Annotated in this window: 18 protein-coding genes and 1 pseudogene; 13 read left to right on the top strand and 6 right to left on the bottom strand. The window is 73.5% G+C overall.

Going from position 1 to position 22948, the window contains the following annotated elements:
* Positions 1 to 14: 14 nt before the first annotated feature.
* The 5 genes from dhaK to BJY16_RS23890 are packed head-to-tail and all read right to left on the bottom strand — an operon-like array spanning position 15 to position 3955.
* A complete protein-coding gene (dhaK, locus tag BJY16_RS23910) occupies positions 15 to 1010 on the bottom strand; it encodes a dihydroxyacetone kinase subunit DhaK (protein WP_185041814.1) in 996 nt (331 codons plus the stop codon).
* Entirely contained in the window at positions 1007 to 1606 is a 600-nt protein-coding gene (gene dhaL, locus BJY16_RS23905) for a dihydroxyacetone kinase subunit DhaL (RefSeq protein WP_185041813.1), read from the bottom strand. Before dhaL ends, dhaK begins: the two co-directional genes overlap by 4 nt.
* Positions 1603 to 2367, bottom strand: coding sequence for an HAD-IA family hydrolase (locus BJY16_RS23900; protein ID WP_185041812.1), 765 nt, complete (start codon positions 2365 to 2367; stop codon positions 1603 to 1605). Before BJY16_RS23900 ends, dhaL begins: the two co-directional genes overlap by 4 nt.
* Positions 2364 to 3224 carry a class II fructose-bisphosphate aldolase gene (locus BJY16_RS23895; protein ID WP_185041811.1) on the bottom strand — a complete coding sequence of 287 codons (861 nt, stop codon included), beginning with the start codon at positions 3222 to 3224 and terminating at the stop codon, positions 2364 to 2366. The genes BJY16_RS23900 and BJY16_RS23895 overlap by 4 nt, the downstream gene beginning before the upstream one ends.
* 8 nt (positions 3225 to 3232) lie before the next feature.
* Entirely contained in the window at positions 3233 to 3955 is a 723-nt protein-coding gene (locus BJY16_RS23890; RefSeq protein WP_185041810.1) for a helix-turn-helix transcriptional regulator, read from the bottom strand.
* A 170-nt stretch (positions 3956 to 4125) separates the two neighbouring features.
* Between BJY16_RS23890 and BJY16_RS23885 the strand changes: the two genes are divergently transcribed.
* A complete protein-coding gene (locus BJY16_RS23885; protein WP_185041809.1) occupies positions 4126 to 5265 on the top strand; it encodes a glycosyltransferase in 1140 nt (379 codons plus the stop codon).
* Complete coding sequence (gene helR, locus BJY16_RS47380; protein WP_239177965.1) at positions 5262 to 7364, top strand: RNA polymerase recycling motor ATPase HelR; 2103 nt, start codon at positions 5262 to 5264, stop codon at positions 7362 to 7364. Before BJY16_RS23885 ends, helR begins: the two co-directional genes overlap by 4 nt.
* A gap of 48 nt (positions 7365 to 7412) precedes the next feature.
* Here the strand turns inward: helR and BJY16_RS23880 are convergent.
* A pseudogene (locus BJY16_RS23880) lies at positions 7413 to 8471 on the bottom strand (MFS transporter); the annotation flags it as partial.
* Between the two features lie 81 nt (positions 8472 to 8552).
* On the opposite strand from BJY16_RS23880, the gene BJY16_RS23875 reads away from it, so the two are divergent.
* The 11 genes from BJY16_RS23875 to BJY16_RS23825 all read left to right on the top strand — a co-directional run bounded on the left by BJY16_RS23875 (position 8553) and on the right by BJY16_RS23825 (position 22807).
* The gene (locus BJY16_RS23875; RefSeq protein WP_239177966.1) at positions 8553 to 9287 is read left to right on the top strand and encodes an AraC family transcriptional regulator; all 735 of its coding nucleotides are present in this window, start codon (positions 8553 to 8555) and stop codon (positions 9285 to 9287) included.
* 335 nt (positions 9288 to 9622) lie between these two features.
* Complete coding sequence (locus BJY16_RS23870) at positions 9623 to 10498, top strand: ABC transporter ATP-binding protein (RefSeq protein ID WP_185041806.1); 876 nt, start codon at positions 9623 to 9625, stop codon at positions 10496 to 10498.
* Positions 10495 to 11172 carry an ABC transporter ATP-binding protein gene (locus tag BJY16_RS23865; protein WP_185041805.1) on the top strand — a complete coding sequence of 226 codons (678 nt, stop codon included), beginning with the start codon at positions 10495 to 10497 and terminating at the stop codon, positions 11170 to 11172. The genes BJY16_RS23870 and BJY16_RS23865 overlap by 4 nt, the downstream gene beginning before the upstream one ends.
* Complete coding sequence (locus tag BJY16_RS23860; RefSeq protein WP_185041804.1) at positions 11169 to 14276, top strand: FtsX-like permease family protein; 3108 nt, start codon at positions 11169 to 11171, stop codon at positions 14274 to 14276. Before BJY16_RS23865 ends, BJY16_RS23860 begins: the two co-directional genes overlap by 4 nt.
* On the top strand, positions 14273 to 16978 hold the full coding sequence (locus BJY16_RS23855) for an FtsX-like permease family protein (RefSeq protein ID WP_185041803.1): 2706 nt from the start codon (positions 14273 to 14275) through the stop codon (positions 16976 to 16978). The genes BJY16_RS23860 and BJY16_RS23855 overlap by 4 nt, the downstream gene beginning before the upstream one ends.
* 769 nt (positions 16979 to 17747) lie before the next feature.
* Positions 17748 to 18188 carry an RDD family protein gene (locus BJY16_RS23850; protein ID WP_185041802.1) on the top strand — a complete coding sequence of 147 codons (441 nt, stop codon included), beginning with the start codon at positions 17748 to 17750 and terminating at the stop codon, positions 18186 to 18188.
* A gap of 497 nt (positions 18189 to 18685) precedes the next feature.
* The gene (locus tag BJY16_RS23845; protein WP_185041801.1) at positions 18686 to 20653 is read left to right on the top strand and encodes an elongation factor G; all 1968 of its coding nucleotides are present in this window, start codon (positions 18686 to 18688) and stop codon (positions 20651 to 20653) included.
* Positions 20654 to 20871: 218 nt separating this feature from the next.
* A complete protein-coding gene (locus BJY16_RS23840; protein ID WP_185041800.1) occupies positions 20872 to 21345 on the top strand; it encodes a carboxymuconolactone decarboxylase family protein in 474 nt (157 codons plus the stop codon).
* Between the two features lie 59 nt (positions 21346 to 21404).
* A complete protein-coding gene (locus BJY16_RS23835; RefSeq protein WP_185041799.1) occupies positions 21405 to 21710 on the top strand; it encodes a GlsB/YeaQ/YmgE family stress response membrane protein in 306 nt (101 codons plus the stop codon).
* A gap of 13 nt (positions 21711 to 21723) precedes the next feature.
* Positions 21724 to 22185, top strand: coding sequence for a YdeI/OmpD-associated family protein (locus tag BJY16_RS23830; RefSeq protein ID WP_185041798.1), 462 nt, complete (start codon positions 21724 to 21726; stop codon positions 22183 to 22185).
* Positions 22186 to 22297: 112 nt separating this feature from the next.
* Positions 22298 to 22807: a hypothetical protein gene (locus tag BJY16_RS23825; protein WP_185041797.1), complete on the top strand. Its 510-nt coding sequence runs from the start codon at positions 22298 to 22300 to the stop codon at positions 22805 to 22807.
* The last annotated feature ends 141 nt before the right edge of the window (positions 22808 to 22948 follow it).

The following is a 22948-nucleotide window of genomic DNA, read 5'->3' as shown; positions in this document are numbered from 1 at the left end:
CGGTGGCGGGGCGGTCAGAACGGGTTCACCGGGGCGTCGGCGGGGGCGGCGAGCAGCTGCGCGATCTCGTCGTCGAGGCGGACCAGGGTGAGCGACGCGCCGGCCATGTCGAGCGACGTGCAGTATTCGTTCACGTAGGAGCGGGCCACCTGGATTCCCTGGTCGACCAGGCGGCGGTGGGCGTGGCGGTAGGCCACGTACAGTTCGCTGATCGGGGTGCCGCCCAGGCCGTTGATCATGAGGGCGACCCGGTCGCCGGAGCGGTAGGGCAGGTCCGGGACCACCGCGTCGAGCAGGGCGTCCACGATGGCGTCCGCGTCGGTCAGCCGGCGGCGTTCGCGGCCCGGCTCGCCGTGGATGCCGACGCCGAACTCCATCTCGTCCGGCCCGAGCTCGAACAGCGGCGAGCCTTTCGCCGGCGGGGTGCAGGCGGTCAGCCCGACGCCCATGGTCCGGGTCACGTCGTTGACCTTGCGGCCGATCCGGACCACCTCGTCGAGGGACGCGCCCTGCTCGGCCGCCGCCCCGACCGCCTTGATCACGAAGAAGTTGCCGGCCACGCCGCGCCGGCCGACCGTGTAGAGCGAGTCGGTCACCGCGACGTCGTCGTTGATCGTCAGGATCTCGGTCCGGACACCGTCGGCGTCGGCCATCTCCTTGCCCATGTCGAACGCCATCCGGTCCCCGGTGTAGTTGTTGACCAGCAGCAGTACGCCTTTCGGGGAGGCCAGCAGCTTCGCCGTCTCGTAGACGTAGTCCATCGGCGGCGCGGCGAAGACGTCACCGGGGCAGGCCGCGTCGAGCAGTCCGCTACCGACCACCATGACGTGCGCCGGTTCGTGCCCGGACCCGGAGCCCTGCACGATCGACACCTTGTCCTCGCGCGGCGCGTCGGCCCGCATGATCAGGTTGTAGGCGGGTACGTACCTGAGCGTGTCCGGATGGGCGAGCGCGAGGCCCTCCAGCATCTCGGGCACGAAGTTCTTGGGGTCGTTGACGAACTTCTTCATGATCCGGCTCCCTGCCACACGTCGCTGATGCGTTCGGCGATGACCGCCACCGCCATGGCCCCCGCGTCCACCGAGCCCCGGCTCCGTTCGCCGGTGTAGGCCGCCCGTCCCCGTTTCGCGACCATGGAACTGGTCGCCTCGGCCGCTTGCCGCGCGGCCTGAGCCGCGCCCGAGATGTCGTCGCTCTTCTCCAGGAAGTCGGTGAAGGGGACCAGAGCGTCCAGCAATGTCTTGTCGCCGAGGTCCGACTGGCCGCGCGCCTTGATCCCGTCGATCGCGGCGCGCAGCATCGTCACCACCCGAGCCCGGTCCAGCGGATCGACGGCGGCCGCCCCGGCACGCAGGAAAGCGGTCCCCCAGAGCGGCCCGGAAGTCCCTCCGATCCGCGACGCGATGGTCATCCCGCAGCGTTTCAGAAAGGTCCCGGAATCGGTCCGATCGAGGTCGTCCCACCCGTCCAGGAGTTTCTCGAATCCGCGGGCCAGCGAATACCCGAAATCGCCGTCCCCGACGACCGCGTCCAGGTCCCCGAAATACTTCTCGTTGGCGATCGCCGTCTCCGCGATGGTGCGCACCACGAGTTCGGTCCGGTTCATTCCAGGCCCCTTTCCGGGAGGCACGCCCGCAGGTCGTTCAGGGTCACGTAGTCGCCGGGTTTCGCCGCGCCCCGATTGGCCAGCACCTCGATCGGCGGCCGCCACGGATCACCCAGTTCGGACACCACCAGGACCGCCTCGCCGAAGTCCTCGTCCCGGGTGTAGTCGTTGACCGTGATCAGGCAGGTCAGCCCGGCCCCGGCGGCCGCCAGCAGGCCGTTCCGCGAGTCCTCGACGACCAGGGTGTCCGCCGGGTCGAGCCCGAGCCGCTCGACGGTCATCGTGTAGATCGCCGGGTCCGGTTTCTTGGCCGGCACCACGTCGCCCGCGAACACCGGGATGCGCCTGGCCAGGCCGGCGCCGACCGCGTGGGCGAGGACCGCGCGTACCGAGACCTCCGCCGAGGTGGAGGCGACCGCGACGGTCCAGCCGGCCGCGAGCGCCGCGGAGATGGTTCGGGCGATGCCCGGACGGGCCGGAATCCGGCCCGACGACACCAGGTCGGTGAATATCTCCGTCTTCGCCCGGTGCCAGGCCGCGATGGTTTGCGTACGATCTCCGCCCACGGCCAGCGACCCGTCCTGGAACAGGCTGGCGAGCCGCTCCTTGCCCCCGCCGATCCGCAGTTTCCGCCCGTATTCGGCCTCGCTCCAGCGCACCGGCAGCCCGAACCGTTCGAAGGTCGCGTTGAACGCCGGCAGGTGCCCGTGCCGCTCGGTATCGGCGAGGACCCCGTCGCAGTCGAAGATGAGCGCGGTCACCAGGCCCGCCCCGAGCCGCCGAACAGCCGGATGTGCCGTCGCGCCATCTCCGTCACCGCTTCCCGCTGCTGGGTGAACAGCGCCGGCGGATCCCATCTGTCCCGGGCGGCCGCGTCGGCGAGAAAGGCGGCGCCGGATTTCATGAAGCTCTCCTTGAGCGCCGTGGAGATGTTCACCTTGGCGCAGCCGCGCGCGATCAGATCGGTGAACTGCGCGTCGGAGAGGCCGGTGCCGCCGTGCAGCGCCATCGGCACCCCGGTCGCCGCGACCAGGTCGCTGACCCGTTGCGCGTCCAGGGTCGGTGCCTTCTTGTACTGCCCGTGCGCGTTCCCGATGGCCGGGGCGAAACAGTCCACCCCGGTGTGCTTGATGAAGTCGACGGCCACGTCCAGTGCGTAGACGGCCGGTGCGGCGTCCGAGCCGACGCCGTCCTCGACGCCCTGGATGCCCTCGATCTCGCCTTCGACGTGCGCGCCGACCTCGCGCGCCTCGGCCACGACCTCGGTGGTCTGCCGCAGGTTCTCGGCGACGGTCAGCTCGTGCGCGTCGAACAGCACCGAGTTCCAGCCGCCGGCCAGGCAGTCGCTGATCACCGCCCGGTCGGGACAGTGGTCCAGGTGCAGCGTGACCGGCACCGGAACGTCTTCGACCAGGGCTTGGACGATGCCGAACAGGCGACTCCGGCCGTACTGCAGAACGGTTTTGACCGAGGTCTGCAGAATGACCGGCGCGCGCTCGGCGACGGCGGCGGCCAGCACCGCCTCGATGGTCAGGTCATTGACGATGTTGAAAGCGCCGACCGCGTAACGGTCGGCCAGGGCGCGGTCCAGCAGCTCTTTCATCGGCACCACGGGCACGCCACCAGTCAAACCGCGTGGCTCGCCCCTCGGGTATGGGTGATTTCCCCCATCCAGCCGTTGTCCATCGCGGTCAGCACCGCGGCGGTCCGGTTGCCGGCGCCGGTCTTGCGCAGGATCGCGGCGACGTGCTTCTCCACGGTCCGCGGCGAGAGGACCAGGCGGGCGGCGATCTCCCGGTCGGTGCGCCCGGAGCGCAGCAGCGCCAGCACGTCGGTCTCGCGCGGGGTGAACGGCGCGCCCGGGAAACCGCCGGCGTGGACCGGGGCCCGGCGGCGGGACTCGACGATCGCGCCGGCCACCGACTGGACGAACGCCTCCAGCTCGTCGACGTCCAGGTCGGCCGGGGTGCCGAAGGCCACGGTCACGGCGATCACCTCGCCGCGCCACCAGATCGGGACGGCGACCGCCCGGCCCGGGTTCGCGCCGGCCAGGTGCCCGGAGCGCAGCCGGGCGTAGTCCGGGATGACGACCGGGCGGCGCAGCGCGACGGCCCGGCCGGTGGCACCCTCGTCGAGCGGGAAGGTCTGGCCGAGCCGGCAGGACGCGCCGTACTCCGCGGCCTTGAGGTACCGGCCGTGGTCGGCGTCGATCAGCGAAACGCTGGCGGCGGCCGAACCGGTCAGCCGCTGGGTGTGCCGGAGCGTGCGGCGCAGCACCGGGGTGAGCCGCAGGTCGCCGTAGACGTCGGCGAGCGCCTGATCGAACCGGAACCGAGGCCCGGTGGACATGATGGTGAAGTTACGCCATTCATGGGCGCTGATAAAGGGGCCGGGAAAGGGAGAACACACCTCTTCCCATTTCTAAGCTATAGCAGACCGGGGGTCTTGCGGCAAGACCCGGGTTCTCCCGCACAATCGTCGAGTCAAACGCTGTGAGCTGCGAAAATGGGGGAACCAGAGTGCACGTGGTGCTGTCGACGTACGACTCGCGCGGGGGCGTCGAACCACTGATCGGTCTGGCGGTGCGCTTGCAGGGACACGGGGTGCGGGTCACCGTCGGCGCCCCGGCCGACGATCCGGAGCGCTTCGCCGCGGCCGGCGTCACGCTGCTGCCGGTCGGCGAACCGGTCCGGGCGCCGAAGACCGGCACGATCAGGGACCGGGCGGCCGCGCTGATCGCCGAGCAGTTCGCGAAGCTGCCGGAGGCCGACCTGATCGTGGCGACCGGGATCCTGCCGTCGGTGCTGGGCGCCCGGTCGGTGGCCGAGTCACGCGGGATCCCGTACGTCTACGCGGCCTTCCAGCCGAACTCGCTGCCGTCGCCGCACCACGCCCCGATCACCCGGCCGGGCGTGACACCGGCCGGCGCCGACAACCGCGCGCTCTGGGAGCAGGACGCCCGGGCCGCGAACGAGCTGTTCCGCGACCTGCTGAACGCCGAACGGGCCGGGCACGGCCTGCCGCCCGTCGGCAACGTCCGGGACCACGGGTTCACCGAGCTGCCCTGGCTGGCCACCGACTCGCTGCTCGGGCCGTGGCCGGAGCCGTCCGAGCTGGAGGTGGTGCAGACCGGCACCTGGATCCTGCCGGACGAGGGCCCGCTCTCCGATGAGCTGGAGGATTTCCTCGACGACGGCGAGCCGCCGGTCTACGTCGGGTTCGGCAGCATGCCGATGGGTGACGCCGGGCGGGCCGCGGTCGAGGCGGTCCGCGCCCAGGGCCACCGGGTGATCCTGTCCCGGGGCTGGGCCGGCCTCGAGGCGGAGGACTGCCTGGTGATCGGCGAGGCCAGCCACCCGGCACTGTTCCGGCGGGTGGCCGCGGTGGTGCACCACGGCGGCTCCGGCACCACGCACACCGCGGCCCGGGCCGGCGCCCCGCAGGTGATCGTCCCGTACAGCGGTGACCAGCCCTACTGGGCGAGCCGGGTGACCGCCCTCGGCATCGGCGCCGCCTCCTCCGACGGCTCGATCGAGACGGCGTTGAAGACCGCCCTGTCCCCGGAGACCGCCGCGACCGCGGCCGCCGTCGCCGCCGCGATGGTCGAGGACGGCGCGGCCGTCGCCGCCGAGATGTTGATCGAGGAGTACCGCCGATGAGCGTCTTCGCCCTTCCGGACACCGCCAAGAACGACCCTGCGCTGATCGCCGCGGACGAGAAGCACTTCACCCTGATCGCCGAGAACCTGACCCGGTCGATCGCCGAGCTGTCCGACCGCCTGGAGGCCGAGCGGCGGGCGCCGGCCGGCAAGGGGCGGCAGGCGGTCGACCGGGACGACGCGGTCCGCCGGATGACCGCGCGGCTGCGCGCGCTGCGCCGGTTCAGCCTGGACGTCTGCCTCGGCCGGATGGTGCGGGAGGACGGCGAGACGGTCTACATCGGCCGGCTCGGGCTGACCGACGGCGAGGGCGGCCGGCTGCTGCTCGACTGGCGGTCACCGGCCGCCGAGCCGTTCTTCGGCGCCACCCACGCCGACCCGAAGGACCTGGTCAGCCGGCGCCGGTATCGGTGGGTCGAGGGCCGGATCGTGGACTACTGGGACGAGCTGTTCACCGCCGACGGCCTGGAACACCAGCACGCCGCGCTGGACGACCAGTCGGCGTTCATCGCCAGCCTGGGCACCAGCCGGTCGCCGCGGATGCGCGACGTGCTCGGCACCATCCAGGCCGACCAGGACGCGATCATCCGGGCCGGGTCGCGCGGCGCGCTGGTCGTCGACGGCGGGCCGGGCACCGGGAAGACCGTGGTGGCGCTGCACCGGACCGCGTACCTGCTCTACCACGACCCGCGGCTCGGGCAGCGGCGCGGCGGGGTGCTCTTCGTCGGCCCGCACGAGCCGTACCTGGCCTACGTCGCGGACGTGCTGCCCAACCTCGGCGAGGAGGACGTGCAGACCTGCACGCTGCGCGACCTGCTCCCGGAGGGCCCGGCGGCGCGGCCCGAGACGGATCCCGAGGTGGCCCGGCTCAAGGCGTCGGCCGACCTGGTCCGGGCGATGGAGACCGCGGTCCGGTTCTACGAGGAACCGCCTTCGACGGCGATGACCGCGGCGACCGAGGACGGCGAGGTGCGGGTGACCGCGCGGGACTGGGCGGCGGCGTTCGAGGCGCCGGACCCGGGCACCCCGCACAACGAGGCCCGCGAGCAGATCTGGGAGGAGCTGCTGGCGATCCTCGCCGAGCGGGACGGCACCGCGCCGGCCCGCAGCCGGGAGCTGCGCTCGGCGCTCAACCGGGCCTGGCCGATCCTGGAGGCCACCGACCTGGTGGCCGATCTCTGGTCGGTGCCGGCCTACCTGCGCAGGTGCGCGCCCTGGCTGAGCGTCGAGGAGATCCGCCGGCTGCAGCGGGACGACCCGCGGGCCTGGACCGAGGCCGATCTGCCGCTGCTGGACGCGGTCCGGCAGCGGCTCGGCGACCCGTCGGCCGCCGAGCGCCGGACCCGGGAACGGGCCGCCCTCGCCGCCGGGCGCCAGCGGATGGACCGGGTGGTCGACGACCTGATCGCCTCGAACGAGTACGACGACGGCGAGGGCCTGATGACCATGCTGCGCCAGCAGGACCTGCGCGACGTGCTGGCCGAGGGCAGCGCGCTGCCGCCGGCCGACGCCGACCTGCTCGCCGGGCCGTTCGCGCACATCGTGGTGGACGAGGCGCAGGAGCTGACCGACGCGGAGTGGCAGATGCTGCTGCTGCGCTGCCCGTCGCGCAGCTTCACCGTGGTCGGCGACCGGGCGCAGGCCCGGCACGGGTTCACCGAGACCTGGGAGCAACGGCTGCGCCGGGTCGGGCTGGACCAGGTGACCATGGCGTCGCTGACGATCAACTATCGGACGCCGGAGGAGGTGATGGCCGAGGCCGAGCCGGTGATCCGGGCGGCGCTGCCCGATGCCAACGTTCCGACGTCGATCCGGAGCAGCGGCATTCCGGTCGTACACAAATCGGTCGTTGATCTTGATTCAATCCTTGCCGGATGGCTCGCCGCAAACGCCGAGGGGATCGCCTGCGTGATCGGGTATCCCGCCTTCGCCGGCACCGACCGGGTGCGGTCGCTGACCCCGACGCTTGCCAAGGGACTGGAGTTCGACCTGGTCGTCGTGGTGGACCCGGAGCGGTTCGGGGACGGGATCGAGGGGGCGGTCGACCGCTACGTCGCGATGACCCGGGCCACCCAGCAGCTGGTGATCCTGACGAGCTGAGCGATCTGGATCGGTCAGCAGCAGGCCCAGCAGGAACGCCGGGATCGGGGTCAGGCAGAGCAGCGCGAAGACGCCCTCCGGGCCGTGCGCCTGGGCGGTCAGGCCGAACAGCGGGGCGAACAGGCCGCCGATGCTGACGCCGAGCCCGAGGGTCACCCCGGCGGCCGTGCCGGGCCGGGACGGCAGGTAGTCCTGACCGAGTTTGACCAGCACGGCGAACGGGATGTTGAGGGCCACGCCGGCCAGCCCGGCGAAGATCAACGGCAGGGCCGGACCGCTGGTGAAGGCGAGTCCGGCCAGTGCCGGCAGTCCGGCGAGGGCACCCCACTGCACGGTACGGACGGCACCCACCCGGTCGGCGATCCGGCCGCCGAGCAGCGTGCCCGCCACTCCCCCGACCAGGAAGACGGCGAGCGCTACCCCGGCCGGGCCGCGGCCGGCGTGCAGGTGACGCAGCCAGTAGAGCTCGATGAAGGTGTTCACCGCGAAGAACGCGGCGGAGCGGACCACCTCGATGCCGGTCAGCGCGATGAACGGCCGCCATTGATCTCCGCTGCCGATCGGCGCGGCCTTGCTTGCCGGGGCGACCCGACGCCGGCGCACGAGGAACCCGGCGACGACCAGCGCGGGCAGCACGAACAGGGCGGTCGAGGACAGCCCGAAACGCACCAGCAGCGGCGTGGCCAGGACCGGGGCGAGGAAGAAGCCGACGCTGCCGCCGGCCGCGAAGATGCTCATCGCTCCGGCGCTGTCCCCGGCCGCGGCCCGCGCCGCCCGCCCGGCCGCCGGGTGGAACATCGCCACGCCCAGCCCGGACAGCAGGATCAGCGTCCACACCGCCGGATACCACCCGCCGACCAGGCCGGACAGCCCGAAGCCGAGCCCGGCCACGGCCACCCCGGCGGCGGCCAGCCAGTCCAGGCGGTACCGGTCGACCAGCACCCCGATGAACGGCTGCGGGATCGAACTGCCGAGCGCGGCGGCCAGGGTCAGCCCGGAGATCGCCACGTAGCCGTAGCGGTGATCGAGGACGAAGTAGGGCAGGGTGGCCGGGACCAGGCCTTGGTACAGGTCGTCGACGGCGTGCGCGGTGCCCCACAGCCGCATCCGTCGCCAGGAAGAACTCATGCCTCCGAGACTTCCGGCTCGGCGGCGTGCGGACTTCCGATATTCTGCCGCGTTGTGTCGGTGGAACGCCAAATCCTGACCGGGCCGACGATCCGGCCCCTCGGCCACCGGGAGCGGATCGACTGGCACGACCACGTGGTGCACCAGCTGGTCCATCCGGTGCGCGGGGTGCTGCGGGTGTCCACCCGGCGCGGCTCCTGGGTGGTGCCGCCGAACCGCGCGGTGTGGATCCCGGCCACCGTCCCGCACGCGCACCGGGCCGACGGGCCGACCGAGATGCGGTCGCTGATCTTCGAGGAGCCGGTCTTCGCGGAGCCGACCGTGCTGGTCGTCGCCCCGCTGCTGCGCGAGGTGATCCGGACCCTGAGCGACGAGCACGACGCGCGGCCGCCGCTGACCGCCGCGCACCGCCACCACCTGGAGCAGGTGGCGCTGCATCAGGTGCGGTCCGCCGAACAACTGCCGCTGCTGCTGCCCGCGCCCACCGACCCGCGTCTGGTCCGGCTCTGCGAACTGCTCGCCGACGACCCGGCCGACCAGCGGTCGCTCGGTGAGCTGGGCCGGGAGGTGGGCGCCGCGGAGCGGACCCTGAGCCGGCTGTTCCGGGCCGAGACCGGGCTGACCTTCCCGCAGTGGCGGGCACAGCTGCGCCTGCACCACGCGGTGCGCCTGCTCGCCGCCGGGCATCCGGTCACCCGGGTGGCGGCCGATTGCGGTTTCCGCAGCCCGAGCGCGTTCATCGAGGCGTTCCGTTCGTTGTTCGGCACCACCCCGGGCCGCTACCGCACCGATTGACGAGGGCCGCTCGCGGGTGGCGGGCTGGTCCTCACGGGTGTCTCGACGACCCGGAGACACCCGTGAGGACCAGCCGGGACCGTAGGCCGCGCAGCGGACCGTGAGCGGGCTGGGCGTCGCGATGCGCCGGCGGACCCGCACGACACGCGTGGCGGCCGGGAGGGGGCCGGAGCGTCGCGGGCCGACTGCCACGGGGCTACCGGTCGTACCGGAAAAGAACAGTGAGGGAAAGCGGCAGGGACAGGGGGTTGTCGCGCTGTCCGGGGCCTCCGGCGGGCGGTGCCGGAACGGTGAGGAACGTGGTAGAAAGGCACGCCCAAGATCATGGGGGGACGATGTCCGAGGCGTTGATCGTCTGCGAGAGCCTGGTGCGGATCTATCAGACCGGGTCGATCGAGGTGCAGGCGTTGCAGGGGCTCGACCTGGTGGTGAACCGGGGCGAGATGGTCGCCGTGGTGGGCGCCTCCGGGTCCGGGAAGTCGACGATGCTGTCCATCTTGGCCGGGATCGACGCGCCGACCGCTGGGAAGGCCCGGGTCGAGGAGTGGGACCTGCTCGCCATGTCGCGGGCCGACCGGGTGCGCTACCGGCGGCACACGGTGGGGTTCGTGCGGCAGCAGACGGCCAGCAACCTGGTGCCCTACCTGACTTCCCGGCAGGTGATCGACCTGCCGATGGTGGCCGCCCGCAAGCCGGCGAGGGAGCGCCGGGAGCGTACCGACGAGCTGCTCGACGCGCTCGGCGTGACCGACTGCGCGGACCGCAAGCCGAGCCAGATGTCCGGCGGGCAGCAGCAGCGGGTGGCGATCGCGGTGGCGCTGGCGAACCGGCCGCACGTGCTGTTCGCCGACGAGCCGACCGGCGAGCTGGACACCGCGACGTCGGCCGAGGTGTTCGGCGCGCTGCGGGACGTGAACCAGCGGTTCGGCGTGACTGTCGTGGTGGTCACCCACGACGCCGAGGTCAGCGGGCAGGTGGAGCGGACCGTGGCGATCCGGGACGGGCGGACCAGCAGCGAGGTGCTGCGCCGCACGGCGACCACCGAGGACGGCGACACCCACGTGATCGCCGAGGAGTACGCGGTGATGGACCGGGCCGGCCGGGTCCAGATCCCGCGCGAGTACCGCGAGGCGCTCCAGCTGACCCGCCGGGTGCGGCTCGCCTTGGAGTCCACCCACGTGCAGATCCACCCGGATCAGGACCTTCAATGAAAAATCCGATTCTTTCGGTACGACAGGTCAGCCGCACCTTCGGCGCCGGAGCCACCGCGGTCGCCGCCCTCCAGGACGTCTCGTTCGACGTCGAGCCGGGCACCATGGTCGCCCTGGTCGGCCGCTCCGGTTCGGGCAAGACCACCCTGCTCAACGTGATCGGCGGCCTGGACCGCCCGGACGCGGGCACCGTCGAGCTGGACGGGTCGGAGATCACCGCGCTGGACGAGGACGGGCTGTCCGAGCTGCGGCGCGACCGGGTGTCGTACGTCTTCCAGACCTTCGGGCTGATCCCGGTGCTCTCCGCCGCCGAGAACGTCGGCGCCCCGCTCCGGCTGACCCGCACCCCGGCCGCCGACCGGGAGCAACGCGTCCGGCTGCTGCTCGACCTGGTCGGCCTGGCCGAGCACGCCGAGCAGCGGCCCGGCGAACTCTCCGGCGGCCAGCAGCAGCGGGTGGCGATCGCCCGCGCGCTGGCCGCCTCGCCCCGGCTGCTGATCGCCGACGAGCCGACCGGGCAGCTGGACGCGGAGACCGGCCGGTCGGTGATGGCGCTGCTGCGCGGCGTGGTCGAGTCGGAAGGGGTGACCGCGCTGATCTCCACCCACGACCCGGTGATGATGGCGATGGCGGACCGGGTGATCCGGATCAGTGACGGGCGGCTGCACGAGTGATCGGCCTGCTCCGGCAGCGGACCCGGGCCCAGTGGCCGGTGCTGGCCGCGCTGCTGGCCGTGGTCACCCTCGGCGCGACCCTGCTCGGGGTGTGCGCACTGCTGGTCACCCGGAGCGCGTCGCTCGCCCTCGGGGTGGCGGCCGCGGAGGCCGACCCGGCGGGCATGACGGTCACCGCGTACACCTCGAACATCCTGGGTACCGACTCGCGCGCCGTCACCGACCGGACCCGCGGGGTGCTGACCTCGGCGCTCGCCCCGTTCCCGGCGTCGACGGCGGCGCGCGCCTCCTCGGTGATGCGCGAGCTGCCCGGGCGGACCGACGGGGCCCGGACCTATCTGGCCGCGGTCGAGGGCCTGCCGGAGCGGGCCGCGCTGGTCACCGGCCGCTGGCCGCGGGCCGGGCGGGGTGAGGCGGTGCTGCTGGAGCCGACCGCCAAGCTGCTCGGCCTGCGCGCCGGCAGCCGGGTCCGGCTGGCCGCGAAACCACCGGACGACCCGGCGCCGGCCGTCGAGCTGACCGTGGTCGGCATCGCCCGGCCGCTGCCCGGCGCCGGCTGGGACCGGGATCTGCTCGGCGGTGCCGGGTTCGACCCGGACCACAACGACGGCAGCAGCTCGCGGACCTTCCCGGCGTACGGGCCGTTCCTGGTCGACCTGGACGACCTGCTCGGCGGCGGCTCGTCGCTGAGCCGGATGGAGATCAACGCCCGGCCGGACCTGCGCCACGCCACCCCGGCCCAGCTCCGCGCCGTGACCGGCGGTGTGCTCGACGCGGACGCCCGGCTCACCGGCTCGCTGGACGGGAGAGCCCGATTCACCCGGGTGGCGTCGGCGCTGCCGGACACCCTGCGCGCGGCCCGCCACCAGCAGAATGTCACGCAGTCCGCGGTGCTCGCCGTCGCGGTGCTCGGCACGGTGCTCACGGTGACTGCGCTCGCGCTGGCCGGCCGGCTCACCGCCGGGCTGCGGGCCGGCGAGACCTCGCTGCTGTCCGCGGTGACGGCCAGCCGGGTCCAGCTGGCCGTCACCGCGGCCGTCGAGGCCGGGCTGCTCGCGCTGCTGGCGGCGGCCTTCGCGGTGCCCGGCTCGGCGCTGCTGCACGCCGCGCTCAGCCACCTGCCGCCGATGGCCGGCGCCGGGCTGGCCACCGGCCCGTCGATCGGCGGCGCGCAGGTGCTCGCCGTGCTGGCCGGGGCGTTCGGGCTCACCGTGCTGCTGGTGCTCGTCGCGGTCCGCACCGAGGCGCCGGGCGGCCGCCGGGAGGCGCTCGCCCGGTCCGGTGCCGACGTGCTGCTGGTCGCGTTCGCCGGGCTCGGCTGGTGGCAGCTGCACGCCGGCTCGGCCACCCCCGGCCTGCTCGACAGCCTGGCCCCGGCGCTGCTGCTGACCGCCGGGGCGGCCGTCGCGCTGCGGCTGGTGCCGCCGGCGCTGAGCGTCGCCGACCGGCTGGCCCGCCGCTCCGACGGGCTGCCGCTGCCGCTCGCCGCGTTCGAGGCCGCCCGCAGGCCACAGGCCGCGGCCGCCGGGCTGCTGATCTGCCTGGCCGCGGCGGTGGCGACGTTCGGGGTGGCGTTCGACGCGACCTGGCAGCGATCCCAGCGCGACCAGGCCGACCTCGCGGTCGGCACCGACCTGGCGATCGGGCTGAGCACCCCGCCGGTCGGCGGGCAGGGCGCGGCGATCACCACCGCCACCGGTGCCTCGGTGGTCAGCCCGGTCACCCGCCGGCCGCTGGCCATCGGGCAGTGGCTGGGCACCGCCGGCGACCCGCCGCAGCTGGTGGCGGTCGACACCACGCGCGCGGCGGAGCTGCTGCGCGGCCGGCTGCCGGACGGGACCGACTGGTCCACGGTCACCCGCGGGCTCGCCCCGGACGGTCCGGCCGACGGCGTACCGGTGCCGGCCGGCGGCACGGTCAGCCTGGCCGGGACGGCGACCGGGCCGGTCCCGCTGACCGTGACGCCGGAACTGCTGCTGCAGGATCCGGCCGGGCTGCGCACGCTGTGCACCAGCGCGCCGATGCCGCTGGACGGCACCCGCCGGAGCATCACCGGGTGCGCGCCGGTCGACGGGATGCGGCTGGTCGCGGTGGCGCTGCCGGTCCGGGACGACGCCGGCTACCTCCTGGAGGCGACGCGCAGCCGGGTGGCGGTGACGCTCGGGCTGCCCGGGCCGGCCGCCGACGTGACCGGCTGGACGACCGTCTCGGCGGAACCGGCGGCCGGGCAGTTCCAGGACCCGGTGCTGCGCGGCGCCGGGAACAGCCTGCGGTTCACCGGGACAGCGGTGCTCGGCGGGCCACCGGAAGCGGCGCTGACGCTGGTCAGCACGGCGTTCAAGGCGCCGGCCGCGGTGCCGGTGGTGGTCTCGGCACGGCTGGCGGAGGGGCTCGGGGTCGGGGTGGGGTCGACGATGGACGTGACGGTCGGGTTCACCGCCGTACCGATGCGGATCGTCGGCGTCGTGCCGGTCGTGCCCAGCGCGCCGGGAGCGGCCGCGGCCCTCGCGGATCTGGACGCGCTGTCCCGGGTGCTGACCGTGCGCGGTGACCTGGAATCGCCGGTGGACGCCTGGTGGGCCGGGCAGCCCCGCCGGGACGACGTGGCCGGGCTGCACCTGGGCGTAGCCACCACCCGGGCCGGGGAGACGGCGCGGCTGACCGCCGGCCCGCTCAGCGCCGGGCTGCCGGCCGTGCTCCGGCTGCTGGTCCCGGCCGCGGTCCTGCTGCTGCTCGCCGGGGTGCTCCTGCACGTCACCCACGACCTGCGGGAACGCGCGGTGGAGGTGGCCCGGCTGCGCGGCATCGGGATGACCCGGCGGGAGATCCGGACCACGCTGCTCGGGCAGCACGCGGCGATCCTGCTGCCGCTGCTCGCCGCCGGCACCCTGGTCGGGACGCTCGGCACCCGGCTCATCTCCCCGCTGCTGATCCGCTCGGAGACCGGGGCGCCGCCGATGCCCGCGGTCGTTCCGGACTGGCCGTGGGCCGTCGAGGCGCTGCTGCTCGGGCTGCTGGCCGGTGGCTGCACCCTCGCGGTCGGCATCGTCGCCACGATCCAGTCGCGCCGCGCCGGCGCGGCCCAGTTGCGGGTGGTCTCATGACGCGATGCGGTCTTGGTCTGCACGCGGCCAGCATCCGGGGCCGCGCCCGGGCCGACGCCGGGCCGCTGCTGCTGTCCGCGCTGGTGGTCGCGGTGGTCTCGGTGCTGGCGGGCGCGGTGCCGGTGCTGCTGCGCAGCACGGCCGACGAGGCGGTGCGGCAGGCGGTCCGGTCGGCCGCGGATCAGGCTGACGTACGCGTCGAAGCGCGCTGGGAGGCCGACGACGGCTTCAACGGCGGCCGGATGCGCAACCCGCAGCTCGGCGCCGAACTGTTCGACCTGGCCAACCGTTCGCTGACCGAGCTCGGCCCGCTGCGGGACGTGCTGCAGCCACCGGTCGGCTTCTCGGCCGCCCCGACCCTCAAGGTGACCGACGGCAGCGTGCTGCGCACCTTCCAGCTCGACTACCTGTCCAACGCCTCCGGGCCGGCCGTCACCTGGATCGCCGGCAGCGCCCCGGCCGCGACGCCGAAGCAGGCCGACGTCGAGGTGCCGTGGAACGGTCCGCCCTGGCCGGTGCAGGCCGGGCTCTCCGAGAGCGGCGCCGCGGCGCTCGGCGTCAAGCCCGGCGACCGGCTCCGGGTCGCCGACGACAAGGGCAACCCCAAGGACGTACGGATCAGCGGCGTCTTCCGGCCGCGGGACCCGGCCGACCCGGCCTGGCGGCTCGCCCCGTGGCTGCTCAACCCGACCTCCGGGTCGGACGGGACCGGCACCACCCGGTTCGGCGGGCTGCTCTCCGACGAGTCGCTGCCGGACGCCCGCCTGGCGTTCGGCCGGGACGACATGACCCGTACCGTCCGGTTCAGCCCCGACCCGGACGTGCTGACCTGGGACTCCGCGCAGCGGATCGCGGCGACCGTGGTGGCGCTCAAGGCGTCCTCCGGCTCGTCGGCGAACCGCGGCACCGCCGCGCACTGGCAGACCCAGCTCGACTTCGTGCTGCGCGAGGTCCAGGACCAGATCGAGGCGGCCACCGCGCAGGCCTCGGTGCTGCTCACCGCGGTATCCGTGGTGGCCGTGCTGATCCTGCTGCTGGCCGCCGAACTGCTGGTCGCCCGGCGCGCGCCGGCACTGACCGTGGCCCGGCAGCGGGGCGCCTCGCTGGTCGGCCTCGGCGGTGAGCTGCTCCTCGAATCAGTGCTGGTCGCGGCACTCTCCGCCGGGATCGGCGGGCTCGTCGCCCGGCTCTTCGTCCCGTCGGTCGCCGGGGCCTGGCTGCTCCCGGTGGTGCTCGCCGCGGTCCTCGCCGGGCCGGCGTTCGGCCTGGTCACCGCCGACCGGGCGACCCGGGACCGGCGGGTCCCGGCGAACCGCGGCGCCCGTCGCCGGGCGCGGCGGACCGCGGCCCTGCGGCGGCTCACCCTGGAGGCGGCCGTGCTGGCCGCGGCCGCCATCGCGGTGGTGGTGCTGCACCAGCGCGGGGTGCTGCCGTCGGCGGGCGGGACGGTCCTGCTGCCGGCCGCGGCGCCGACGCTCGGCGTGCTGGTCGGCGGGTTGCTGCTGCTCCGGGCGCTGCCGTTGGTGACCGGGCTGGTGCTGCGGCGGGCGCTGCGGTCGTCCCGGCCCCTGGCGGTCTTCGGCGCGGCCCGCGCCGCCTCGGTGTCCACCCGGGCGCTGCCGGTGCTGGCCGTGGCGGGGGCGGCGGCGCTGGCGGCGTTCGCGCTCACGCTCAGCACCACGGCCGGGACCGGGCTGACCGACGGGGCGTGGCGGGCGGTGGGCGCGGACGCCCGGGTGGACGTGGCGCGGGACGCTGCCGGGTCCACGCCGGAACTGGCCGCGCGGATCGCGGCCGCGCCCGGGGTGCGGCACGTCGCGACCGGCGCGGTGACCGACAACGCGCCGTTCATCGTGGGCGACGCCGAGCGGCCGGCTCGTCTGGTCGTCGTCGATCCCGCCTCGTTCCGGCAGTTGCTGGCCGACACGCCGCTCCCCCAGTTGCCGTCCCTGCCGGCTCCGGCGGGCGCCGGGTCCGCCGTGCCCGCGCTGGTCCGTTCCGCGGCCGGGAATCTCCCGATCGGCAGCACGCTCCGGTTGCCCCAGGACGGCGCTCCCGCGATCCCGTTCACGGCGGTGGGCGGCGCCCCCGCGATCGACGGCGCCGAAGAGGTGGTCCTGGTGGACGCGGCCGCGATGACCGCCGCCGGGGTCAGCGTCCCGCCGAACACCATCTGGATCACCGGCCCCGGCGCAGCCCAGGCCGCGCACGCCAACGCCGCCACCGTCACGATCCGCGCCGACCTGGAACGCACCCGCCGCCACGCACCCCTGGTGACCGGCCTGCTCCAGCTGGCATGGGCGTCCGCCGGCACGCTGCTCGCCCTGGGCCTGCTCGGCTTCGCGCTGAGCGCCGCAACCGGCGCCCAGGACCGCTGGCAGATCCTGAGCCGGCTGCGCACCCTGGGCCTCCGCCCGCGCGAGGCCCGCCAGGTAGCCGCCGCCGAGCTCCTCCCCCTGGCCCTCCTGGCCGCCGTCGCCGGCCCACTCCTCGGCGTAGTTCTGGCCCAGCTCACCCTGGCCCCGCTGGGCCTGCACCTGCTGACCGCCCAGACCGAGGACCCGTCCCTGGTCCTCCCGTGGCTGGGCCTGACCCTGGTCGCGGCCGCCTTCCCGGTCATGGTCGCCGTCCTGGTCCCCGCCGAGGCAGCCGTCCGCCGCCGCCGACGCCTGAGCGAGATCCTCCGAGTAGGCGGCGCCTGACCCCACCCGCCCGCGGACCCGCCGCCCGCTCACGGCCGCTTCTCCCGAGGACCGCCGCTTCCCGGTACGCCGCCGAGCCCCGGCACCCGACCTCCGCCCTCTCCCCAACCGCCGCATGGCGATGCCGATCGCCTCTCCACGCCACGGCACGCCGATCCACTCCGCGGCTTACCCGCGGTCCGGAATGGATCCGGCGAAGGGCGACAAGTGTCGTCCTCCGGGTGGGGCCGAGGTGGCGCGTCGGCGGCGGGCGGATACCCGGGTGAGGGATGTTCCGGCGGCGCGATTTCGGACAGCCTGGGGCAATGCTGAGGAAGGGATCCGCGCGCGGAACCGGGGGAGATGGCTGATGAGCGAAATGCCGGGTTGGTCCGCGGCCGGACAGACACCGCAGCCGGATGCGCCGGCCCCCTATCCGGGCCCGCCCGCGACACAGTATCCGCATCCGGCGCCGCCGGTCGCCTACTCGCCGCCGCCAGCCGGTCAGACGCCCTACCAGGACCCGGCGGTCCCCTATCCGGGTCCGGGACTCTCCTACCCGTCGCCGCCGACAGGTCCGATGCCACCTCGGGAACCGCCGGTTCCCTATTCACCGGGGCCATACACCGGTCCGCCAGCCGCCTACTCACCGCAGGGCGGGTACGGCGATTCACCGACCGCCTACATACCGCAGCCGGCTGCCTACTCCGCGCCGGCGCAGCATCCCGGTGCGGTGGCGCCTCATCCCGGGTCGGCGGTTCCCTATTCCGGTGCGCCCGGAGCGATGCCGATGCCGTATTCCGGGGCCGGCGGGTTGCCCGCGCCCTACTCGCCGTACGCGGCCGGGCCGGTCGGGGTGCCGCAGTCCGGGCCGGGTGGTGCGGTGCTGGTGTCGGCCGGCGGGCGGATCGGCGCGGTGCTGCTCGACGCACTGCTGATCATGGTGACGTTGTGGATCGGGTGGCTGGTCTGGGCCATGTTCACCTGGGCGGACGGGCAGTCGCCGGGGAAGAAGCTGCTCGGGCACGTGGTGGTCGACGCGCGGACCGGGGTGCCGTTCGACTGGGGGCGGATGGCGTTGCGGGAGTTCTGCGTCAAAGGGCTGCTCGCCTGGGTGCTGAACCTGTTCACCTTCGGCTTCTACGCGCTTGTCGACGCCTTCATGGTCTTCAGCGACGGTCAGCGGACCCTGCACGACCGGATGTCCGGCTCCGTGGTCCGCTATCTCTGACCGGCCGCGCGGGCCGGCCTGATCCCGCTCCCCGTGGCCCGATGTCGCGAACTTTCGTCTGATGTCGCGAACCTTGGTCCGATGTCGCGAACCGATGACGACCGCACGACGAAGCCCCGCCCGGAACCATCCCGGACGGGGCTTCGCGAGGAGAACGGGCCGCAAGGACCACACTTCGGCAACGGCGCCCCCGAATGAAGGCCGGCTTGGAAATGGGCGGCCCCTAGAAGGCGCGTAGGAAAGGAGCGGCTCGGGAAGGAGCATCGCCTGGGACGAGCCGCGGCCGGGAGGGACCGGACGAGCGGTCAGTCTTTCGTCGCGCCCTCTATCGGCACCGGATCGAGCCGGTTGAGGCCGGCTAATTCGGTTGCCCGGGGCCCGGCGCTCCTGGTGGGGTGGTCGGGTCGGAAGCCCCGAGCGGAAAGAGATCAGAGCGATGCGAGCAGCGTGCATGTCACATCCGGAAGGAGTCCACTTCACCGTTAGGGACATGACGCTTGAGCATCCTCAATCTCGGCATTCTGGCGCACGTCGACGCCGGTAAGACCAGCCTCACCGAGCGGCTTCTGCACACCGCCGGGGTGATCGACGAGATCGGCAGCGTGGACGACGGCAGCACGCAGACCGACACCCTGGAATTGGAGCGCCGCCGCGGCATCACCATCAAATCCGCGGTCGTCTCGTTCACCCTCGACGGCCGTACCGTCAATCTGATCGACACGCCCGGACACCCGGATTTCATCGCCGAGGTGGAGCGGTCGCTCGCCGTTCTGGACGCCGCGATCCTGGTCGTCTCGGCGGTCGAGGGCGTGCAGGCGCAGACCCGGGTGCTGGCCCGGACGCTGCACCGGCTGCGCATTCCGACGCTCCTTTTCGTGAACAAGGTGGATCGGGCCGGCGCCCGTTTCTCCGGCGTCCTGAACGAGATCGGGACGCGGATCAGCCCGGCGATCGTGCCGATGAGCCGGGTCGACCGGATCGGCGCCCGGGACGCGGAAGTGCACGGTGCCATCGACCTGACCCGGCTCGCCGACCACGACGACGCGGTGCTCGCCGCGCTGGTCGAGGACCGGCCGGCGCCGCCGATCCGGGTCCGGGGCCGGGTGCATCCGGTCTACTTCGGCTCGGCGATCACCGGCGCCGGCATCGACGACCTGGTCCGGGGGATCACCCGGCTGCTGCCGCCGGCGCCGGGGCACGCCGCCGGCCCGCCGATCGGGACGATCTTCAAGGTGGAGCGCGGCCCGGCCGGCGAACGCCTCGCCTACCTGCGGATGTTCAGCGGCACGCTGCACGTCCGGGACATGCTCGGGGACGAGCGGGTGACCGGCATCGAGGTCTTCACGAACGGTGCCGCCCGCGCCTGCGGCGCGATCACGGCCGGTCAGATCGGGCGCGTCCGCGGGCTCGGCTCCGCTCGGGTCGGCGCCGATCTAGGGGTACGCGACGAGCCCGCTCCGCCGCCGGAGGACGACGCTTCGTTCGTACGCCGGAAAGCCGCCCGCCGCGCGCAATTCGCGCCGCCCAGCCTGGAGACAGCGGTGGTCGCGTCCCGGCGCGCGGAGCGCGGTGCCCTGCATGCCGCCCTGGCCGAACTCGCCGAGCAGGATCCGCTGATCAATCTGCGCCAGGACGACGAGCGGCAGGAGATCTACGTGTCGCTCTACGGCGAGGTGCAGAAGGAGGTGGTGGGGGCCACCCTGGCCGAGCAGTACGGGCTGCGGGTGAGCTTCCGGGAGACGACGACGCTGCACGTCGAGCGGGTTCTCGGGGTTGGGGCGGCGGTGGAGTTCAACAAGGTGGCGCCGAACCCGTTCCTGGCCACGATCGGGCTTCGGGTCGCGCCCGCGCCGGTGGGGGCGGGTGTCAGTTTCGGTCTGGAGGTGGAGCCCGGGTCGATGCCGCCGGCGTTCTTCACGGCGGTGGAGCAGACGGTGCACGAGACGCTGCGGCAGGGTTTGCGGGGCTGGCCGGTGCCGGATGTGCTGGTCGCGATGACGCATTCCGGGTATTCGGCCCGGCAGTCCCATGCGCATGCCATCTTCGACAAGAGCATGTCGAGCACGGCCGGCGATTTCCGGAACCTGACACCACTGGTGCTGATGGCGGCTCTGCGGCGGGCCGGAACCGACGTGCTGGAGCCGATCCACACGTTCCGGGCCGAGGTGCCGCCCGACACCGTGCCGGCGGTGCTGCCCTTGCTGGCACGTCTGCGGGCGATTCCGCTGTCGACCGAGCCGGCGGTCATCTCCGGTGAGATCCCGGCGGCCCGGGTGCACGAACTGCAGCGGCGCCTGCCCGGCCTGACCCGCGGCGAGGGCGTGCTGGAAAGCGCCTTCGACCACTACGCGCCGGTGCGCGGCCCGATCCCGTCCCGCGCCCGAACCGGCCCGGATCCACTCGACCGCAAGGAATACCTGCTCCGCGTCCTCCGGCGGACCGGTGCCTCAGCCGCGGCACGCTGATCGCGCCAGGACGGTTCCGCACGGAACCGCCCTGGCACTGTCATCGCGATTCGCTCCGGGCGGCGGGCCGAGACGGAACGCGGCGTCCCCCGGCCGGTGCAGGGTGTCGCGCAGCCGGCCCGCGGCCGGTGCCGTTAGGAGAGCCAGATCACAGTCACAAATCTCGGCGCCACGGTGTCCTAGTGGTGACTCACGCCCATCGGAACAGGAGAGACACCATGAGCGCACGGCTGAACGCCCAGACCATCCCGCTCGCCGGAGACGTCGTGAAGGCCCTGCTCGGCGCCGGCAAGGCGATCAACGGCTCGTCGCTGCCGGCCACCGTCCGGCACCTGGTCGAGATCCGGGCCAGCCAGATCAACGGCTGCGGGTACTGCGTCGACATGCACACCAAGGACGCCGCGCACGAGGGCGAGACCGACACCCGGCTGCACCTGGTCGCGGCCTGGCGGGAGGCGACCGTCTTCACCGAGGCGGAGCGGGCCGCGCTGGAGCTGGCCGAGCAGGGCACCCGGATCGCCGACGCGGCCGGTGGCGTCCCGGACGACGTCTGGGCGAACGCGGCCAAGCACTTCGACGAGGAGCAGCTGGCCGCGCTGGTCGCGCAGATCGCCGTGATCAACGCGTGGAACCGGCTCAACGTGATCCTCCAGCGGCCGGCCGGCGACTACGTGCCCGGCCAGTGGGGCTGATCCACGCTTGACGCGGCCGCCACCATGGGCATCGTCGGATGCACTCACAGGAGGTCGCAGTGGACGGTCAGGATTATGTGGCGGCGATCGTGTTCGGCGCGATCATCGGGGTGGTGGCCCGGCTCGTGCTGCCGGGCCGGCAGAACATCGGCCTGATCGCCACCGTGCTGATCGGGATGGGCGCCGCGGTCGCCGGGACCTGGGCGTCCGACCGGTGGGACCTGCACAGCGACCACATGTTCACGGTGTCCGGCCGGACCTTCGACTGGGCCGTGGTCGGGGTGCAGGTCGCCATCGCGGTGGTCGGCGTCGGACTCGCCGCGATGCTCACCCGGCAGTTCACCACCGATCGCCGCCGCGACTGACTAGCGTGTCAGCGTGGCCGAGACACTGGAACTGACGCTGACACTGCAATCGCGCGGGCCGGCCGGGGCCTTCGTCCTCACCGACGAGCAGGTGGCTGCCGTCGGGGACGGGCGCAAGGCCTTCCCGGTCCAGGTCACCGTGAACGGGGTGACCCTGCCGCTGCGCCTGGCCCGGATGGGCGGGGAGAACATGATCGGCCTGGCCAAGGCGGCCCGCGCCCAGGCCGGCGTGGAGATCGGCGCGGACTACGCGGTGATCATCGCCGCCGAGACCGGGGAGCGCGCCGTCGAGGTCCCGCCGGAGCTGGCGGCCGCGCTGGCCGGGGACGACGGAGCGCGGGCGGCGTTCGACAAGCTGGCCTATTCGCACCGCAAGGAGTTCGTGCGCTGGATCACCGAGGCCAAGCGGGAGGCCACCCGGGAGCAGCGGGTCGCCAAGACCATCGAGATGCTGCACGCCGGCCAGACCCGATAAGAGCGGTTTCCGGTACGCGACGCGCGGGGCGTACCGAAGACGTGGGTTGAACCTCCCGGCTTGCCGGGCGGTACACCGGGGCGACTGTCCACTCGGGAAGGGGATCCCGGTCATGGAAACGCCCGCCGACGTCAGCTCTCTCGCCTACTCCCGCGGCCTCGGTCACCAAGTGGCCGACCGGTCGCTGCCCAGCCCGCTGAAGGCCGGCGGCAGCTGGCTGGCCGTCGCCGCGGTCAGCCTGCTGCTGCTCTTCCTGGCCAGCCTCGGTCACGACACCGACGGCATCGTCTACGGACTGCTGCGCCTGGTCGGCCTGTTCTTCTGCTTCCTGATGGTCTATTCGCTGGCGATGGGCATCCGGATCTTCATTCAGGGCGCCCAGTCGTTCCACGTCTTCACCGGCGGTTTCGTGCACGTGCGCAACAACCGGGCGCAGGCCTTCACCTGGGCCGAGATCGCCGAGTGCAAGCCGCTGCTGCGCAAGGGCCAGCTGGTCAACTACCAACTCGTGCCGCGCGGCCGCAAACCGATCAACATCCCGGTGATCCTGGTCGACAACCGAGATGCTTTCCTGGACAACCTCATGGGCCTGCTGCACCGGCACGGCATCCCGGTGACCTAGATTCGCCGGGGTGCGTGGGCGGCTCGTCTTCGGTGGCCACCGGCGGACAGCGACAGCGGCTGCTCCTCGGGATGGCGGCGGCCGGGCTGCCCCGGCGACGACCGGGGTGATGCCGGCGGCCATCGCGGCCGAGCCAGCGGC

The sequence above is a fragment of the Actinoplanes octamycinicus genome (assembly GCF_014205225.1).
Taxonomy (GTDB): Bacteria; Actinomycetota; Actinomycetes; order Mycobacteriales; family Micromonosporaceae; genus Actinoplanes; species Actinoplanes octamycinicus.
Note: the sequence above shows the minus strand (reverse complement) of the source record. Positions and strands in the feature narration are given on the sequence as shown.

What these genes read in the sequence shown, in the direction of transcription:
- BJY16_RS23825 (WP_185041797.1), top strand. Translation starts at nt 22,298, where the DNA reads ATGGAAACGCCCGCCGACGTCAGCTCTCTCGCCTACTCCCGCGGCCTC.
- BJY16_RS23870 (WP_185041806.1), top strand. Translation starts at nt 9,623, where the DNA reads ATGTCCGAGGCGTTGATCGTCTGCGAGAGCCTGGTGCGGATCTATCAG.
- BJY16_RS23890 (WP_185041810.1), bottom strand. Translation starts at nt 3,955, where the DNA reads ATGTCCACCGGGCCTCGGTTCCGGTTCGATCAGGCGCTCGCCGACGTC.
- dhaL (WP_185041813.1), bottom strand. Translation starts at nt 1,606, where the DNA reads ATGAACCGGACCGAACTCGTGGTGCGCACCATCGCGGAGACGGCGATC.
- dhaK (WP_185041814.1), bottom strand. Translation starts at nt 1,010, where the DNA reads ATGAAGAAGTTCGTCAACGACCCCAAGAACTTCGTGCCCGAGATGCTG.
- BJY16_RS23865 (WP_185041805.1), top strand. Translation starts at nt 10,495, where the DNA reads ATGAAAAATCCGATTCTTTCGGTACGACAGGTCAGCCGCACCTTCGGC.
- BJY16_RS23840 (WP_185041800.1), top strand. Translation starts at nt 20,872, where the DNA reads ATGAGCGCACGGCTGAACGCCCAGACCATCCCGCTCGCCGGAGACGTC.
- helR (WP_239177965.1), top strand. Translation starts at nt 5,262, where the DNA reads ATGAGCGTCTTCGCCCTTCCGGACACCGCCAAGAACGACCCTGCGCTG.
- BJY16_RS23850 (WP_185041802.1), top strand. Translation starts at nt 17,748, where the DNA reads ATGCCGTATTCCGGGGCCGGCGGGTTGCCCGCGCCCTACTCGCCGTAC.
- BJY16_RS23855 (WP_185041803.1), top strand. Translation starts at nt 14,273, where the DNA reads ATGACGCGATGCGGTCTTGGTCTGCACGCGGCCAGCATCCGGGGCCGC.